Consider the following 16308-nt stretch of genomic DNA (forward strand, 5'->3'; position numbering starts at 1 on the left):
CAATGATGCGCTTTCGCGTCTTTGTAGAGTTGTTGTCATACTTTTATGATTGCTTGGTGTTATTTTTCAAACTCAAGTCAGGTAGATATACTACCCACTTTTATAGCTTAAAGCCTGTATTGAGATTTGTAAATTATTTAAATATAATTTTTGCTTATAGAGCATATTTAATTTTCTTTTGTTTTAGCTTTGATTGGGGACACTTAACAAAGCACTGCATGGCTTTGGTTCAACCTGCGCACTTGAGCATAAATCACATTGAGCTAGAAGTCTGTAGTTTTTTTTGACACATCAGCCAGGAGGCCATTTCATTTGTCTCCCGCCTAGGATATGTAAGTGCAAATGATATACAGTTTGACCGCCATCTGGTCCAGTGTTAATGACTACGCGATAGCCATTTTCTAAACCTGCTTGTTGTGCTACGCGTTTTGCTGTTAGCAGAAGATGTCCCATAAGTGCGTGGTCTTTGGACTCAGCATCGGCTAATTTTGCAATCGGTTCTTTGGGAATCACGAGGATGTGTACAGGGGCTTGGGGGTTGACATCTTTAAAAGCAAGTACCAGTTCGTCTTCGTAAACAATATCGGCAGGGATTTCGCGCCGAATAATTTTGCTGAAAATAGTCTCTGTGATTTCACTCATGCTGATTTATATGTGATTCTGCTAGAGATTCTAAAGGGTTATTGTTCGGGAATAAAGATGTTAGCGCGGGTTTGGAGTGCATCAATTGTCGGTATTGATGCTTTAAAAGTGGGTGTAGAAATCGATGTATCTGGTGGTTTACCAGGAATTGTGGTTGTCGGACTTCCTGATGCAGCAGTACAAGAATCGCGGGAAAGGGTGAAAACAGCACTCAAGAATGCTGGATATGCTTTCCCGATGCGCAAAATTGTGATTAATTTAACGCCTGCTGATGTGCGGAAAGAAGGTCCAAGCTTTGATTTACCAATTAGTGTTGGTATATTAGCGGCATCTGAGCAAATCAGCGCTCAACTTTTAGGAGACTATCTTTTTTTGGGTGAAGTCTCGCTTGATGGTTCGCTGCGTTCAATTGCAGGAGTTTTACCGATCGCAGCTGCTGCCCAGAAACTTGGTATTGTCGGTTTAGTAGTACCTGTTGATAATGCCGAAGAAGCTGCACTTATTCAAGATGTATCAGTTTACGGTTTTAAGCATTTGTCTGAGGTGGCTGATTTTCTCAATAACCCGCAGCGCTATCAGCCAGTCAAGAGTGATATACAACACTTAGGAAAGACCCGCTCATACAGTGGAGACTTGAAAGATGTAAAAGGTCAAGCACACGCACGCAGGGCGCTAGAAATTGCCGCTGCGGGAGGACATAACTTAATTTTCGTAGGACCACCAGGAAGTGGCAAAACAATGCTTGCGCGTCGCCTACCAGGAATTCTACCACCGTTGAGTTTTGCTGAAGCTTTGGAAGCAACGCAGATTTACTCGGTTGCTGGGTTGTTGAAAAATCGCGGTTCTTTAGTGCGCGATCGCCCGTTTCGCAGTCCTCATCATTCGGCTTCTGGTCCGTCGCTGGTTGGTGGAGGTAGTTTTCCGCGTCCTGGAGAAATTTCCCTGGCACACCACGGTGTATTATTTTTGGACGAACTGACAGAATTTAAACGCGATGTTTTAGAATTCTTACGCCAGCCACTAGAAGATGGCTATGTTACCGTATCGCGTACGCGGCAATCTGTTGTTTTTCCAGCGCAGTTTACCTTGGTTGCAAGTACGAATCCTTGTCCTTGCGGTTATTATGGAGATTCAATTCAACCGTGTACTTGTTCGCCACGCCAAAGAGAGCAATACTGGGCAAAACTATCGGGTCCATTGATGGATCGAATTGATTTACAAGTTGCGGTGAATCGTCTGAAGCCAGAAGAAATTACGCAACAGCCCAACGGAGAACCATCAAGTAGTGTGCGACACCGAGTCGAAGCCGCACGCGATCGCGCACTCAAGCGCTTCAATGATGCAAAAATTCGCTGTAATGCGGCTATGCAAAGTAGTGACTTAAGGACTTGGTGTCAATTAGATACTGCTGCAACGACTTTACTTGAAGGCGCAATTAGAAAATTAGGCTTATCTGCACGAGCAAGCGATCGCATCCTCAAAGTAGCGCGGACGGTTGCTGATTTAGCTGGCGATGAAGATTTGCAAGTTCATCATGTTGCTGAAGCGATTCAGTATCGTACCATCGACAGAATGCAGTAAATTTTTATTAAAAGTAATACTTGTTTTCATTTTAACAAAATTGCTATTTTAATTTAAATATTATTTATATTGTTTGATAAAACTAAACTTACTTAAATATCCCGCTCAAGCATTCATTACAACAGATAATTAATGCATTTCGGCTATCCATCTTGCGGGGGTAGTTATTGCACTGCATTGTTTTGTAGAATTTCCAAGGTTTCTCTCATTGCATAAAGCTCACACTTGAGATTGCAATCAAACATTTTATTGTGAGGCTCTAAATAGGAAAAAATCAAATGCAACCTTGGCTGATTATACTTTTACTAATTTCGGTCGCTTTTATTGTTTTTTCTACCACAAAGCTCAAGCTTCATCCATTTCTGGCTTTAATTTTTGCTGCTTTAGGTTTCGGCATTCTAGCAGGAATGCCATTAGATGAAGTTGTTGAATCAGTCTCTGATGGGTTTGGGAGAACACTGGGTTCAATCGGGATTGTGATTGTTGCTGGTATCATTCTGGGAACTTTCTTAGAAAAATCAGGTGGGGCGTTTACCTTAGCAGATAGCGTACTGAAGCTAACAAAAAGAAAGAATGTACCGCTAGCAATGGCAATTATTGGTTACATTGTGGCAATTCCAGTATTTTGTGATTCGGGATTTGTGATTTTATCACCGTTAAATAAGGCATTGACCAAAAAAGCAGGAATGTCTTTAGCCGTGAGTGCGATCGCCCTAAGTCTAGGATTGTATGCAACACACACGATGGTACCACCAACCCCAGGACCAATCGCCGCTGCTGGATTACTCGAAGCTGATTTAGGACTAGTCATTGTTTGGGGATTAGCCGTTTCGATACCTGCTTTATTAATCGGTTGGCTATTTGCCTTAAGATTTGGTAGCCGTACGTATATTGATCCAGAACCAGAATTTAGCGAAGCAGAAATTAATCAAATTATGCAGGAAGGTCCTTCGGCAATCCAGGCTTTCTTACCAATTGCGATTCCAATTGTGCTGATCTTAGCTAAATCGATAGCCGATTACCCAACGAACCCGTTAGGTGAAGGGTTCTTACAAACTTTTGTGAGTTTTGTTGGCACCCCTTTAATTGCTTTACTTATTGGCGTCCTCATTTCCTGGAGTTTGCCCAAAAAGTTTAATTGAGAACTGCTTTCGGATCGCGGTTGGGTAGGAAAAGCATTACTCGACTCCGCAGCAATTATCTTGATTACAGGTGCTGGTGGTGCGTTTGGGAGAGTTTTGCAAAATTCTGGGATTGCTGAAGTGATTGGTAAGAACTTAGCCGGAGGAAATTTAGGCATCTTTTTACCGTTTATCATTTCCTCTGGAATTAAAACTGCGCAAGGTTCTTCGACAGTTGCGATTGTGACAACAGCAACATTGCTAGCACCGTTAGTCGGAGTTCTCAATCTCGATGCACCGATTGATCGAGCACTAACTGTAGTTGCGATCGGGGCTGGGGCGATGGTTGTATCGCACGCTAATGACAGCTATTTTTGGGTGGTTTCGCAGTTTTCTCGGATGACGACTGAACAAGCATTCAAGCTGCAAACTTTGGGGACTTTGACTGAAGGCGTTGCCGCAGGAATTATTGTTTGGATTATTAGTCTTGTAACTTAATCCTAGAGTTTCATAGCAGAGGTCAGGATTAAAAGTAAGTTGGGGTGGAAGTTCTGAGCCTTTATTCTAACTGGCTTTTATAGCCCTAGTTAATAGAGTTAGGACATTATCGAAGCTTGTATTGACTTCTCTAAGGGGAGTTTAACCCTGATCCCTGACCTCTGACCCCTACTATCGCTAGCCATAGCGCAGTTGTTGGGGCTTTGGACTCATCAAGTTTATTGAGCTAGCCTTAAATTAGTCACTGCACATCGACGATCCATCCTCGCGGTGACGACGCATAGAAGTGGGTGCAATTCCTGCGGCTTTACGGTATTTGGCAACTGTTCTACGAGCGATGGAAAGATGATAGCGAAGCTTTAAAAGTTGGACAAGTTGTTCGTCAGTGTAAGGCTGATCGGCAGATTCTTCCGCGACAGCTTGTAGGAGGAGTTGTTGAATTTGTTGGGGTGTACGTCCGCCTACAGACACTGGAACGCACAACGATGCTAAGGGAATTGTGCGATCGCGCGTTCCACACACGCGCAAATACCTACCACGTACAATTCTACTGACGGTGGCGTTACTCAATCCCACCGATTGCGCGACAATTTGTTGCGGTGTGGGAATTAAATCTAACGCATCTTGGCTATGTAAAAAAGCTTTTTGGCGTTCGACTAGAAACTGTCCGACTTTGAGCAAATTTTCTTGCCATTGATCGAGCGCTGTGAGTAAACTTTGCGCTTTTTGTAGCAGATTTTCTAAACGTTGTTTGTTTTGTGCTTTTGCTTGCGGTTGCTGTAACAAATGAATTGCTTCTTGATTAAGACAAAATCGCTGACGCGGTTGCGCGATTAAAGAAACTTGCCAAGTTTGATGGACTGTCAGTTCTGCTTGTAAATCAGGTGTGATAATGGGTGTATTGCTGTAACCAAAGTTTCTTGCAGGGCGCGGTTCTAAAGTTTGAATTTGCGCGATCGCCACTTGCAAATCTTTGTAAGTTATTTTAGTAGACAGTTGCAATGAACTGTTCAGTTGTTGCCGTAGTCTTTCACAATTCTCAATCGCCGTCGAAGAATTACCAACACAATCGGCTAATTCTTCTAAGTAGTCGCAAATCAAGATTTTAGCAAGATCCTCTGTACAATCTTGAAGTTGTAATAGCAAACATTCGCGTAACGAACGCGCGCCAATTCCTGGTGGATCGAGACTTTGCAGGATTGGTACGCATCTTTCTAGTTCTTGAGGACTCCAAGAAGTCCCTTTTGTCCAAGTTTCGGGAGTTTGTTCTAAGTATCCTGCACTCGATAACCACTGGGTAAGATAAATTAGTGCTTCGCGTTGCTGAGTTGAAATTGACAACGCGGCGATCTGTCCGTATAAATGCTCTTGTATTGTTGAACTTGCGGCTTGGACATCGTACCACTGTGGTAAAACGTCGCTAATAAGCGAGTCGCGTTCTTCTGTCGGTGTTTCCAGTAAAAACGGGTTTTCCTTTGCTTCCGCTTGCAGATGTTTAATCACTTGGTTGCGATCGCAAGACAGCAAGCGCACGAGTTGCCGTAATGTAGGATAAAGAACAGTATCCGTTTGCAAGCGCGTTGTCAGTGACTGGGTAGAACCAATAACCATACGCTATAAATTCCACTGCTGGCGTTTCTGAATAAACGTTTGCTGATCCAAACCTAACGCTTTATGTGGTTCTTGCGGATCGAGGAGTAACGCGCGACGAATCAAATCTTGTTCGAGTTGCGCTACAGCTTGCGCTAAGTTGAGTTGAGGTTGCTCGTTTTGCGTAAAAATAAGATGTTCGGGTAAAATGGGTCGTCCGCCGGAAAGAACAGCGGCGCGTTCGAGAATGTTTTGTAACTCGCGGACGTTTCCTGGAAACGGATAACTTTGGAGTTTTTTCATTGCTGTTTCGGCAATCGCTAAACTCGGATACCCTTGCTTCAAGGCAATTCGACTTAAAAAATGTTGCGTGAGAAGATTGATATCTTCTATGCGATCGCGCAACGCAGGTAATTCTACTCGTACAACATTCAAGCGATAATACAAATCTTCACGAAATTGGTTACTACGTACCATTTCTTCTAAGTTACGATTCGTTGCTGCTAAAATGCGCACATCTACTGTACGTGTTTGGTTACTTCCTAAGCGTTCAAATGAGCGATCTTGTAAAACACGCAATAATTTACTTTGAATCACTGGCGTTAGTTCGCCAATTTCATCTAAAAATAGAGTTCCGCCATTCGCTTGCTCAAAACGACCGATGCGCAGGTGATCTGCACCCGTAAACGCGCCTTTTTCGTGTCCAAACAATTCGGCTTCTAATAAATGTTCTGGAAGCGCTGCGCAATTAACTTTGACTAATGGTCCTTTACTACGCGAACTCGTCGTGTGAAGCATCGACGCGACCAATTCTTTACCTGTACCCGATTCGCCTAAAAGGATTACCGTAGAATCACCTTGAGCGATTCGACCAATGAGTTTAAAGACATTTTGCATCAACGGCGATCGCCCTAGCATTTCGTCGGCGTTTTGACTGAGCGTTTCAGCACTGATGCGGTAAACTGATGCTTGATGATGCGAAAGTGCTTTTTTGGTAAGCTCGACTAAAGTATCTAAATCAAATGGTTTGGTTAAATAATCGTAGGCACCTAACTGCATAGCTTCAATCGCAGTCCGGCTTGTACCATACGCAGTCATTACAATTACAGGTAGCTCAAAGAGTATTTTGCCTAAGTTTTTTAATACGGTCATTCCCTGCGTGCGTGGCATTTTTAAGTCGAGAAACACTAAGTCAAGGCGATCGCCTAGCGCAATACTATCTTTAATAATTTTTAATCCTTGGCTACCGTCTTTTGCTTCAATAATGGTGTGACCTTCATCTTGCAGTATTTGTGCCATCGCCTGACGCAACGGTTTTTCATCATCAATAATGAAAATTTTTGCCATATTGTGAATTAGTAACAAGTGCTACTTGGTCTAATGGTAAATACACACTAAACTTTGTCCAGCCAGGGCGCGACTGTAAATCGATATATCCTCCGTGATGCGTCACAATTTCATGGCTGATTGCTAGTCCTAATCCAGTTCCATCAGCTTTAGTCGAGTAAAACGGGTCAAAAATTCGTTCTTGTTGTTCTGGCAGAATTCCGACACCGCGATCTTCTACCCATACAATTAAATATTTATCTTGTTGTTCTACTCCCACTTTGACTTCTCCAGACAGAAAACTCGCTTGAATCGCATTGAGAATTAAATTTAAGACAACTTGTTCAATGCCGCGACGTTGTAGTGAAATTTCTGGTAGTGGTTCGGGTGCGGGGAAATACGTTAAATCAATATTTTGTTGTTCCGCTTGGGGGCGCAGTAAGGAAACAGATTCAATCGCGATCGCTTCTAAGGAAACATTGACAAATTCTTCTTCTTGTTGGGTTTTATCGAAGTAAAGTAACCTTTTGACTAATGTTTCCAAGCGATCTACTTGCTCTAGTAAACTAGGAATTGGTAAATTGATAATATCTTGCTTGTGTAGCTGCCGCTTAACATATTGTAAATTGAGGCGCATACTGGCTAAAGGATTACGCACTTCATGCGCGACACCCGCAACAAGCTGTCCTAACGAAGCTAAGCGATCCATCCGTCGCAATCGCTGTTCTAACTCTTTACGACGCTGTTGCATTGTATTAATTGATGCTCCTACTTGTCCCATTTCAGCAGGAAGTGGCGGAATGAGATTGGCTTTACCTTGTTCAATTGCTTTAATACCTTGTTGTAATTGCAGTACCCCAGTGCGTAATTGTACTGTGATATAAACAGTCCACCCGACAACGCACAAGACCATCACGATCACCAGTGTCGTGAGGAGTTGCGATCGCGCATCCGTCGATCGTGGAATCCGCTTCATCGTCCACACTGCGCCATCAAACGGCAAAGGATCGGCACGTAGGACAACAATATCGAGTTGCGGATAAAGTACCATTTCCTGTGGTAAGTGCTGCCGACTTGCACTTGCAACTAATTCCAAAATTTTGCCTTTTTCCGCAGGGGGAATATCGCGTTTAGGAACAGGTCCGCCGTGCGTAGGATATGCATAACCTAAGAGTTGATTCTCACTATAGATGTAAAAACCGCCTTCGACTCGCGGAAAGTCACTCAACGCTGCATATGATAACTTCCAAAGATAGTTATCCCACTTCTTGCCGACAAGGATAGGGCTGCGACTGGGATTTCCTTCCCAAAAGTGTTGCATCAAGCGCGCATTCGCACGCGCTAACTCGCCTTGCGTTCGGGCTGCGATCGCACTTTCCCGACTATGAAATAACTCTGCTAATAGCCACAACGCCGCTCCACCCAAGCATAAAAATAGCGCGATGAGAATTGTTAATTGTTGCTGAAGTGTCCAACGTTGCGGGACAATATTCTTTGTCATTTACGTTGTGATGTATAGCACTTGGTTGGAATGACTACTACGCATATTTTCCTTAATTACTAATATGACTTATTATCTCTAAGCAAGATGATACAAACTTTGTGAAATAAGTAGGTTAATGGTGCAAGTTCAGCTATTAGTTTCCTCTACGCTAAAGAGAATTGTGGTTGCTTTTTTGTCCTACTTTGCCTAAATCATCTACCATCGGATGCGGTAGGTTAGGCTAACAGTTCTACCTCTAGCAGGTAGATTGAGCGTTTCATCAGTAAAGCCGTCGAGTTGTGAATTTACGGTTTGATACTGCTCGTTTAAGAGATTCTGAATGTCCAAAGTTAACTCACCCTGCCCCATATTGAGCGTGCTGGAAAAATTCACAACAGTGTAGCCGTCAATCGATAATGGGTCAGATCCAGCTTGAAATCCGGCGTGACGATTGTTAACCTGTGATAGCTGCAAGCGGTTGCGCCAGTTTGGCAGCGTTTGATTTTCGATATACGCACTCAACGTTACAGGAAAAATCTCGTAGCTACTCAGCGCCAAATAGTTTCCATCTTGGTCCGCGTCATTTTCGCCGAAACTGTAGCTCAGAGTGCCTCCAAGTTGCCAGTTGGTAGATGGCTGCCAGTCGATTGCGGCTTCAATGCCATAGTTGCGCTGTGGCGCGCGCACAAGCTCAACACCACCACTGGGTAACGTCGTGTAAGCGGCTCCTAGATTGGACTCGTTGTAGAATGCAGACAGCGACGCTTGGACTTGTTGCCAATTGCCTTGAAGCCCGATTTGATAATAATTCACTTTCTGCGGCTGAAACAGTGTCAATTCAGGATCGATGCTAAAGTCTCTGGGCGAATAGCTGAGAATACTAAAGCCATAATCAGCAATAAAGAAATCTTGAGAAAACTGGGTATAAAGCTGGAGCGTTGGTGTTAGTTTGTAAACAAGGCTCACATTGAACAATAGATCGTTAAATTGAAGGACACTGCCAGCGATCGCCGTACCGTTGTAACGGTTGAAGTCACTGTCGTATAACGGAATGTAGTCGTCGATTTGCAGCTGAAGCCAGTTGTGCCGAATTCCACCACTTAGCTGTATGCGATCGTTGATCTGCCAATCTACTGAGGCAAACACGCCGAGGCTTTCTAACTCGTATGGCGGTACATAAGTCGCTTCACTTGTCTTTTGGGCAACCTGTCCGTTACTGAGGTCGTAAATTTGTTCATTAAAAAACTCCAGCTGAAGCGCATTTTTGGCTTGATGCTCGTAGTCGGCTCCCCAGCGTAAACGGACGCGATTCAACAGCGGCGTTTCTACTTGCAGTTGTCCCCCAATCAACTCGCTGCCCGATCCCGTGCGGATAATGCCATCAAAAAAGCCGTTGCGATCATCTAACAAGCTGCGTTCAACATAGCGCGATTGACTGTAGTAGCTAGAAAGCGACACAACACTGCCTGCAACATTATCATTTGTATAGCCGACGCTGAGGTCGGTAGACGCTGTTCCAGGAGGATCGGTATTTCTTATCGTGACGCGGCGGCGAATTCCCTGCGCCTGCTGTCGTTCAGGCGTTTGTAAAAGATCTTCATCGGGGACAACATTGACACGATCAAACTGTTGGACAGTGCGGAATGTGAACTGCAAGCGCTCAGTTTTACTGAGATAAATATTGGCGCTGCCAAACGCATCGAGTTGCGTTGAGTCGTCGCTACCAAAGCTACCGTTGGGCAGCAAATTCCCTTGTGCATCAAAAATGCTGTTGTTGAAGCGAGTAGAGATATCAAAGCGGTAGTTCAGATTTTTTGCTGTGCCTGCAAAGTATTGTCGCAATGAATAGTCAAATCCCTCTGCTTCCAAAACAGTACGACCACTGATCGGTGCAGTCACGCCGATTTCGGTAATCGCGGTGAAATTGTTCTGTGACTGAGCTTGGGTAGTAGGGGCTGCTTGATTTGCTTGAGCCATATGCATTGCGACTGGAAGTGCCGTTGCTGTTACCAGTGCAGCCACAGGAGTTGCTATCAATAGCATGACAGCGATTTATGATTCAAGGTTTTTCAACCATCACATACAAATCAGTCAAGAGCGTCGCTAACAAATCTGTTACTTGTTTTAGTGCTTGCTCGTCAGAAACAGGCTTAAGCGTACAAGGATCTAAAGGTCTAATTTGCTGCCAGCGTTTGGCAATTGTTGCAACAGATTGTGGTGCTTCCCATAGTGGTAGCAAACAAGCCGCGATGTTACCGTCTACAGTAATTGTCTTTGCGCCTAAAATCGACAGGCATTGATTGATCGCTATGGGACGATTGTGCTGAGCAGATTCCCGAATCGCATCGCGAACCGCAGGCGTTTTTAATTGAGGATGCAGGTGAACGCGATCGCTACTGTGGAGCGCTGGCAAATTTTTATGAAAAGGCATCGGTGCAGCCAAACCCGTCTCTACATGAGTACACCAAAAGTCAAGCAGACGATGAATCGGATGAATTAGCTCAAAAAGCTCAAGCTGTTGCCGGTAGGAAAGCATCGGCAAGCTTAAGCCGATAAACGCGGGCATTTGCTCGATTGAACCAAAAAGCGGTGTGAGATCCCATTGCTGCCAATTCACCATTTCAATTAAGCTGAGTCCTGCGGCTGCAAGCATATCGAATAGATTCGGAATGGTATAGCCTTTGTCTCCTTGCAGCAAATAGTTCATCCGAATCACTTGATTCGTCACTTCACCATCGGTACCAGGGGTCCAAGTTTTTGCTTTGAGATCAACCCAGCTTGGCATCGCGTTCATTGTTTCTCGTACCAATGCTTCTTCGGTTTCACCTACATTTTCGTGAAACAATCCCATCAGTTCAAACATCTTTTGCGCGCGGTAAAAATGCTGTCGTTGAATTATGCTGTGCAGATTGGCACGAATAATGCCATCAGGCTTTAACACTACTTTCATCGTTTGCAGCCCTTCAACCGGATCGGGTAGTAAATACAGCACTTCATCACAGTTGATGTAGTCAAACTCTACTCCCAAGCGCGGTAGTTCTTCCGCCGACAGCACCTGAAACTCAAGTTGCACCCCGTTCAAGTGTGACACTCGCTTTTGTGCCATAGCGATGGAAGCAGGTGAGACATCAACGCCAATTACGCGTGCGCCTGGATTGGCGATCGCGAGAACGAGCGAAGTTAAACCACTACCGCAACCAACGTCAAGAATCACTTTATCCTGCGGATTCACGACGCGACGATGTTGTAAATAGTAGGGCGTAGCGATCGTCTGCTGATAAAGCTTACTCGGATCTGGCTGAATCGGCTGATCAATTGGAGTTGCTGGATAGGGAGCCGTTTCGTATTGGTGAAAAATAGCGTTGAGGCGATCAATTGAAAGACTCATAGGAATAAAAAGTCGATAGATGTGTTATCAAATTATTGAGCAGAGGAAAAAGGTTATTCGGCTTTTTATACGGATTCAGGAACTAAAACCAATTAGTCGAACTAGATATGTAACAGAGGTCAGAGTTAAACTTCTCTCAGAGAAATCACTATGAGCTTTGATCATGTCCTAACTCTATTGACTATGGCTATAAAAAGAATCTTCAAGGAGTGTGAAAACAAAACCGCTGAGTGCGGAGTTGATCAGTCTCACACACTCAGCACCGTTTAATTAGTACTGCCTGGTCAAATTTTAGTGGCTTTCACGAATAGTGCTATCTCATCGATGCTCTGTGTGAAAGCGACAAAACGAGAAGGAAAGACTTATGCTGCTAGTTCCAAGTTATAAGGTTGGAGGCAGTGGCGGTGGTTCAACACCTTTGGGTGGCGGTGGTTCAACACCTTTGGGTGGCGGTGGTTCAACACCTTTGGGTGGCGGTGGTTCAACACCTTTGGGTGGCGGTGGTTCAACACCTTTGGGTGGCGGTGGTTCAACACCTTTGGGTGGTATAGTTGGTTGTCCCTTAACGCCTTTAGCTCCTTTTTGCTGAGCATAGAGCACTTCCGAGTTTGCCAAACCAAGTTCCGGCGTGGAGGTACGCACTGTTGCCGCAGCAGTTTCAGCAAGGAGAGGTGCAAGCGCAAGCGCGAAGAGCGCACCTGCTCCCCAACGGAGAATCAAAGTATGAGTAAATCGACTCATGATGGGAGTCCTTCATTTGTCGTAAAGTACAAATCCCTTTAGAACAAGCAAACTATCAGTTATGTAGTTTGGCTCTTTCTAGGGTTATGTGCGCAATTTAATTGCGATACGCAATCTCTATGTGCAAAAAAGATGCCAAAAATGTTGACCATTTTGCATAACTATAGCAGGAGTCAGGGAAATCATGATGCGCTTTGATAATGTTCTAACTCTACTGACTAAGACTATAAAAGCAGTCCCTTGTAACTAAACTAGGTTAAAACATGAACAAGTTTTTGAGCGCCAATACGAGAAGCTACAGCCATGACTGTAGCTCATATGCATATAACTTGTTTAAAGTCAATAGCTTTAATCGTTTAGGGCTAGCTAGCACGATGATGCAGCCAAGTTATAAGTTGTGCTATTTGTTTTTTTAATTGGTTTATTTCAGTTTGCATCTTTGTAACTTTTTCAGTTAATAGTTGTACTTCATTCAGATTTGCATCTTCTAGAGGAACCTGGATCGCAGTAGGATTAATAATACCTTCTGTGCGGGGTAGTTTTGCCTTTTGCATGGCTGACTTAATTGCAGCAACTAATTCTCTTTGTTCAAACGGTTTTGAAATAAATTCAAAATACTCAAACGGCTCCTGAATTTTTTCTAAGACTTCTTCCTTGCGTCCAGACATCAAGACTAAAGGAATTTTTTGCCAATTATTATTTTGTTGAATTTGCTGAAAGACTTCCCATCCACTAAGCTTAGGCAGAAGAAAATCTAGCATAATTAAACTTAGTGATTCTTGCGATATTAGTTTTAGACCTTCTACACCATCTTTTGCTTCTAAAACGACAAAATTACCAGGCGGTAACATTTCCTTAACGCGTGCTCGAATTACGCGACTATCGTCAATAACGAGAATTTTATTACTTCTCACAGCGATGGCTCCCTCAAATAAGATAAAAATAATAAATAGTAAATTTTTAAGTAGTTTTCGTTACTAAGTGTTTAGAAAAAAATAGGAAAGAAAGCAGTTTTAGCTTAGTAGTAGGGAAAAAGTGACGCAATTTTATGACCTATTCCCATAACCTGCCGAGTGCGCATAACATTGGCAGTATTTTAAATATCGCCGAAGTTGCCAGTGTGGCATTTTTACCTATAGTTTGTAACAATAACGCTATAGGATAAACTTAACGCTGCTGCTGATCTCAGTCCAAGAGAAATTTTACTGATACTAAACTCAGGCAATTTTAAGTATGCTAATGATTTAAGTAAATCTACGGTAGTTGCGCTTGAGCTTCATTAAGAGCGTACAACTGGGATTACTAAAAAATCAGCCGTGCTGCGTAAGTCATGAATTGTTTACTGTGACTATTAGGCTGATTCAGATCTCTATTGAGTAGATAGCCTATAGTTTATAGAGAAGATTACTTAAGTATTAACAGGTTTTTATCTGCTGCTGCTGCAATTTTACTAAGTGTTTATGAATAAATCGCCTGCTTCCGAACTCAAGTTAGAACCAGTACCTGCATGGTTGCGTCGTCCGATTGGAAAAGCTAGCGAACTATCTACAGTTCAAAGAATTATTAAGCAGCGTCAAATTCATACTATCTGTGAAGAAGGTCGCTGTCCTAACCGTGGTGAGTGTTACGCGCAAAAAACAGCATCATTTTTACTAATGGGGCCTACTTGCACTAGGTCTTGTGCATTTTGTCAAGTTGATAAAGGTCACGCACCCATGCCATTAGATCCTGACGAACCGCGCAAGGTAGCAGAAGCTGTGCAGTTATTGGGGTTACGCTATGTGGTTTTGACTTCGGTAGCGCGGGACGATCTACCGGATCAAGGTGCGAGTTGGTTTGTGAAAACGATGGAAGCGATCCGCGAAGATAACCCAGAGATACAAATTGAGGTTCTCACAGCAGATTTTTGGGGTGGTACTTCTAAAGAAACAGGACAACGCGATCGCATCGCGACAGTCGTCCAAGCAAAACCAGCGTGTTATAACCACAATATTGAAACAGTACGCCGCTTACAAGGATCTGTACGCCGTGGGGCTAAATACGATCGCTCGCTACACGTTCTCCAAATTGTCAAAGAACTGAATGCAAGTATTCCAACAAAATCTGGGTTAATGCTAGGACACGGCGAAAGCGAAGCTGAAATTGTGGAAACAATGGCAGACTTGCGGGCAGTAGGGTGCGATCGCATTACGATTGGTCAATATATGCGCCCTTCGCTTGCACACCTTCCAGTGCAAAAATACTGGACACCCGAAGAATTTGAACATTTAGGCGCGATCGCCCGCGATATCGGCTTTGCGCACGTTCGTTCGGGTCCATTGGTGCGGAGTTCTTATCATGCTGGAGAGGGCTAGGAAAGTCGATTAGAGGTCAGGGTTTGGAGGTCAAAGGTCAGTAGCTGACACTAACTGACTTTAGCCGCTCGCTTGTTGCTCCTTTGAAAATATTTCTAGAGAAATGTACTCAAAGAAACCAATGTTTGGTATTTCTTAATAAGTTACAACATTAGGAGTTGGTTCTGATGACTTCTCAAGCTACAAAAGATGCCACGATTAAAACAGGTAATCCTCCCTATCCTTATCGGACGATCATTTCGCTCATCTTGCTAGCAGGTAACTTCTTAGTCGCTGCGATTTATTTCCGCATTATTAATCCTTAAGTTAAAGCATATGTGCGTTAGGCATGATTTGAGTGTTAGGGAGCTATGTCTGTCATAAGGTGCTGATGATAGCTGCATAGCGTCTTGTTGGGTGTTGGAGGTAAGGTAGCCACCAAGCCACTAACACTTAACTCCTAAGCTCAAATCGTCCTTAGATTGTTCCTTTAAACAGTCCTTTAGGACGAATCAGAAGTACTAAAATCATAATGAATAGCGCTACACCTTGTTTGTATTGCGAACCAAGAAAAGGTGTACTCACTTCCTGTGATATCCCAATAATTAAAGCAGCAGCGATCGCGCCGTAAGGATTGCCAATTCCGCCAAGAATGACTGAAGCAAACATTGGCAAAATCAGAAACCAACCCATATTAGGACGGACTGCGGTAACTAAGCCATACATACTACCGCCTAAAGCAGTTAAACTCCCTGCGATCGTCCAAGTCCAAATGATTACTTGGTCAACATTAATCCCAGAAACGCGAGCAAGATCGATATCGTCTGCAACCGCACGCATTGCTTTACCAACTTTTGTATTCTGTAATAGATAGTGCAAACTCAGAATTGCTAGTACGGCTAAAGCGAGAACAATGATTTGATTTTGGGGGATTTTTAGCCCGAAAATGTTTCTCGCTGGAGAAATGGGCAGATTGTAAGCTTGATTGCTACCACCCCAAACAAAAACAATCGCATAGCGGATGAAAAGCGCAAGTCCAATCGAAAGGATAATCAATGTTGTAGAAGTCGCGCGGTTGGCACGCATTCGCGACCACAGTAATTTTTCTGATAGTAGCATCGCAACTACTGTACCAAGCGCCCCAAGAACCATCGATAGCCAGATATTAATATTTCCTACAGTATTAGCAACGAGCGTCAGATAAGCGCCTAACGTCATAAAGTCGCCATGCGCAAAGTTTGCTAGACGCAATATTCCATATGTTAGTGTTAACCCCACCGCAGCTAAAGCAATGATGCTACCGACTGCAATTCCATTAACGATGAGTTGAGCTTGTTGTACGTCCATCTAAGTTAATCTGCGTGTTGAGATGTGTGAATTGCACTCAAAAGGCAACAATTATCTATGGTTGTACCATGACGCTTCAGACAAGAGAAAACTACTGGTGTAAAACTAGCATTCAGCGAGTAGTAACTTGATGAAAATTAATTATCTTTGCGGTTTCTCGTTTCGTTGTTACTGACTGCTGCTATTCTCTCAGACCGCAAATGAGGTCTAGCAGCGCGTGTTTTATATCACAACTGTCGTGTAGAAAACAGATTAACA

Annotated in this window: 12 protein-coding genes and 1 pseudogene; 4 read left to right on the plus strand and 9 right to left on the minus strand. The window is 43.6% G+C overall.

Annotated elements, in window-relative coordinates:
• Window positions 1-291: 291 nt before the first annotated feature.
• Window positions 292-633 carry a histidine triad nucleotide-binding protein gene (locus tag NIES1031_RS21345; RefSeq protein WP_218596918.1) on the minus strand — a complete coding sequence of 114 codons (342 nt, stop codon included), beginning with the start codon at window positions 631-633 and terminating at the stop codon, window positions 292-294.
• A gap of 66 nt (window positions 634-699) precedes the next feature.
• Between NIES1031_RS21345 and NIES1031_RS21350 the strand changes: the two genes are divergently transcribed.
• Both NIES1031_RS21350 and NIES1031_RS25845 read left to right on the plus strand, forming a co-directional pair.
• Window positions 700-2223 carry a YifB family Mg chelatase-like AAA ATPase gene (locus NIES1031_RS21350; protein ID WP_073551466.1) on the plus strand — a complete coding sequence of 508 codons (1524 nt, stop codon included), beginning with the start codon at window positions 700-702 and terminating at the stop codon, window positions 2221-2223.
• Window positions 2224-2501: 278 nt separating this feature from the next.
• Window positions 2502-3842, plus strand: a pseudogene (locus tag NIES1031_RS25845) (GntP family permease).
• Window positions 3843-4079: 237 nt separating this feature from the next.
• On the opposite strand, the gene NIES1031_RS21360 reads toward NIES1031_RS25845, so the two are convergent.
• The 7 genes from NIES1031_RS21360 to NIES1031_RS21390 form a co-directional block, all read right to left on the minus strand.
• Window positions 4080-5453 (minus strand): RNA polymerase factor sigma-54, encoded by a 1374-nt coding sequence (locus NIES1031_RS21360; protein ID WP_073551467.1) that lies wholly within the window; start codon window positions 5451-5453, stop codon window positions 4080-4082.
• 3 nt (window positions 5454-5456) lie between these two features.
• Entirely contained in the window at window positions 5457-6779 is a 1323-nt protein-coding gene (locus tag NIES1031_RS21365) for a sigma-54-dependent transcriptional regulator (RefSeq protein ID WP_073551468.1), read from the minus strand.
• Complete coding sequence (locus NIES1031_RS21370) at window positions 6757-8259, minus strand: two-component system sensor histidine kinase NtrB (protein WP_073551469.1); 1503 nt, start codon at window positions 8257-8259, stop codon at window positions 6757-6759. Before NIES1031_RS21370 ends, NIES1031_RS21365 begins: the two co-directional genes overlap by 23 nt.
• A 198-nt stretch (window positions 8260-8457) precedes the next feature.
• The gene (locus NIES1031_RS21375; protein ID WP_073551470.1) at window positions 8458-10284 is read right to left on the minus strand and encodes a TonB-dependent receptor; all 1827 of its coding nucleotides are present in this window, start codon (window positions 10282-10284) and stop codon (window positions 8458-8460) included.
• A 16-nt stretch (window positions 10285-10300) separates the two neighbouring features.
• Entirely contained in the window at window positions 10301-11629 is a 1329-nt protein-coding gene (locus tag NIES1031_RS21380) for a class I SAM-dependent methyltransferase (protein ID WP_073551471.1), read from the minus strand.
• Window positions 11630-12010: 381 nt separating this feature from the next.
• Complete coding sequence (locus NIES1031_RS24025; RefSeq protein ID WP_073551472.1) at window positions 12011-12370, minus strand: hypothetical protein; 360 nt, start codon at window positions 12368-12370, stop codon at window positions 12011-12013.
• 362 nt (window positions 12371-12732) lie between these two features.
• Window positions 12733-13284 carry a response regulator transcription factor gene (locus NIES1031_RS21390; RefSeq protein WP_073551473.1) on the minus strand — a complete coding sequence of 184 codons (552 nt, stop codon included), beginning with the start codon at window positions 13282-13284 and terminating at the stop codon, window positions 12733-12735.
• 546 nt (window positions 13285-13830) lie between these two features.
• On the opposite strand from NIES1031_RS21390, the gene lipA reads away from it, so the two are divergent.
• Together lipA and psaX are read left to right on the plus strand one after the other, a co-directional pair.
• Window positions 13831-14724, plus strand: a complete 894-nt coding sequence (lipA, locus tag NIES1031_RS21395; RefSeq protein WP_073551474.1) for a lipoyl synthase — start codon at window positions 13831-13833, stop codon at window positions 14722-14724.
• 167 nt (window positions 14725-14891) lie between these two features.
• Complete coding sequence (gene psaX, locus NIES1031_RS21400; RefSeq protein ID WP_015190452.1) at window positions 14892-15029, plus strand: photosystem I protein PsaX; 138 nt, start codon at window positions 14892-14894, stop codon at window positions 15027-15029.
• A 151-nt stretch (window positions 15030-15180) separates the two neighbouring features.
• Here the strand turns inward: psaX and NIES1031_RS21405 are convergent, their stop codons facing one another.
• Window positions 15181-16050: a branched-chain amino acid ABC transporter permease gene (locus NIES1031_RS21405; protein ID WP_073551475.1), complete on the minus strand. Its 870-nt coding sequence runs from the start codon at window positions 16048-16050 to the stop codon at window positions 15181-15183.
• Between the last annotated feature and the right edge of the window lie 258 nt (window positions 16051-16308).

Origin of the sequence: Chroogloeocystis siderophila 5.2 s.c.1 (genome assembly GCF_001904655.1) — a bacterium.
Classification (GTDB): Bacteria; Cyanobacteriota; Cyanobacteriia; order Cyanobacteriales; family Chroococcidiopsidaceae; genus Chroogloeocystis; species Chroogloeocystis siderophila.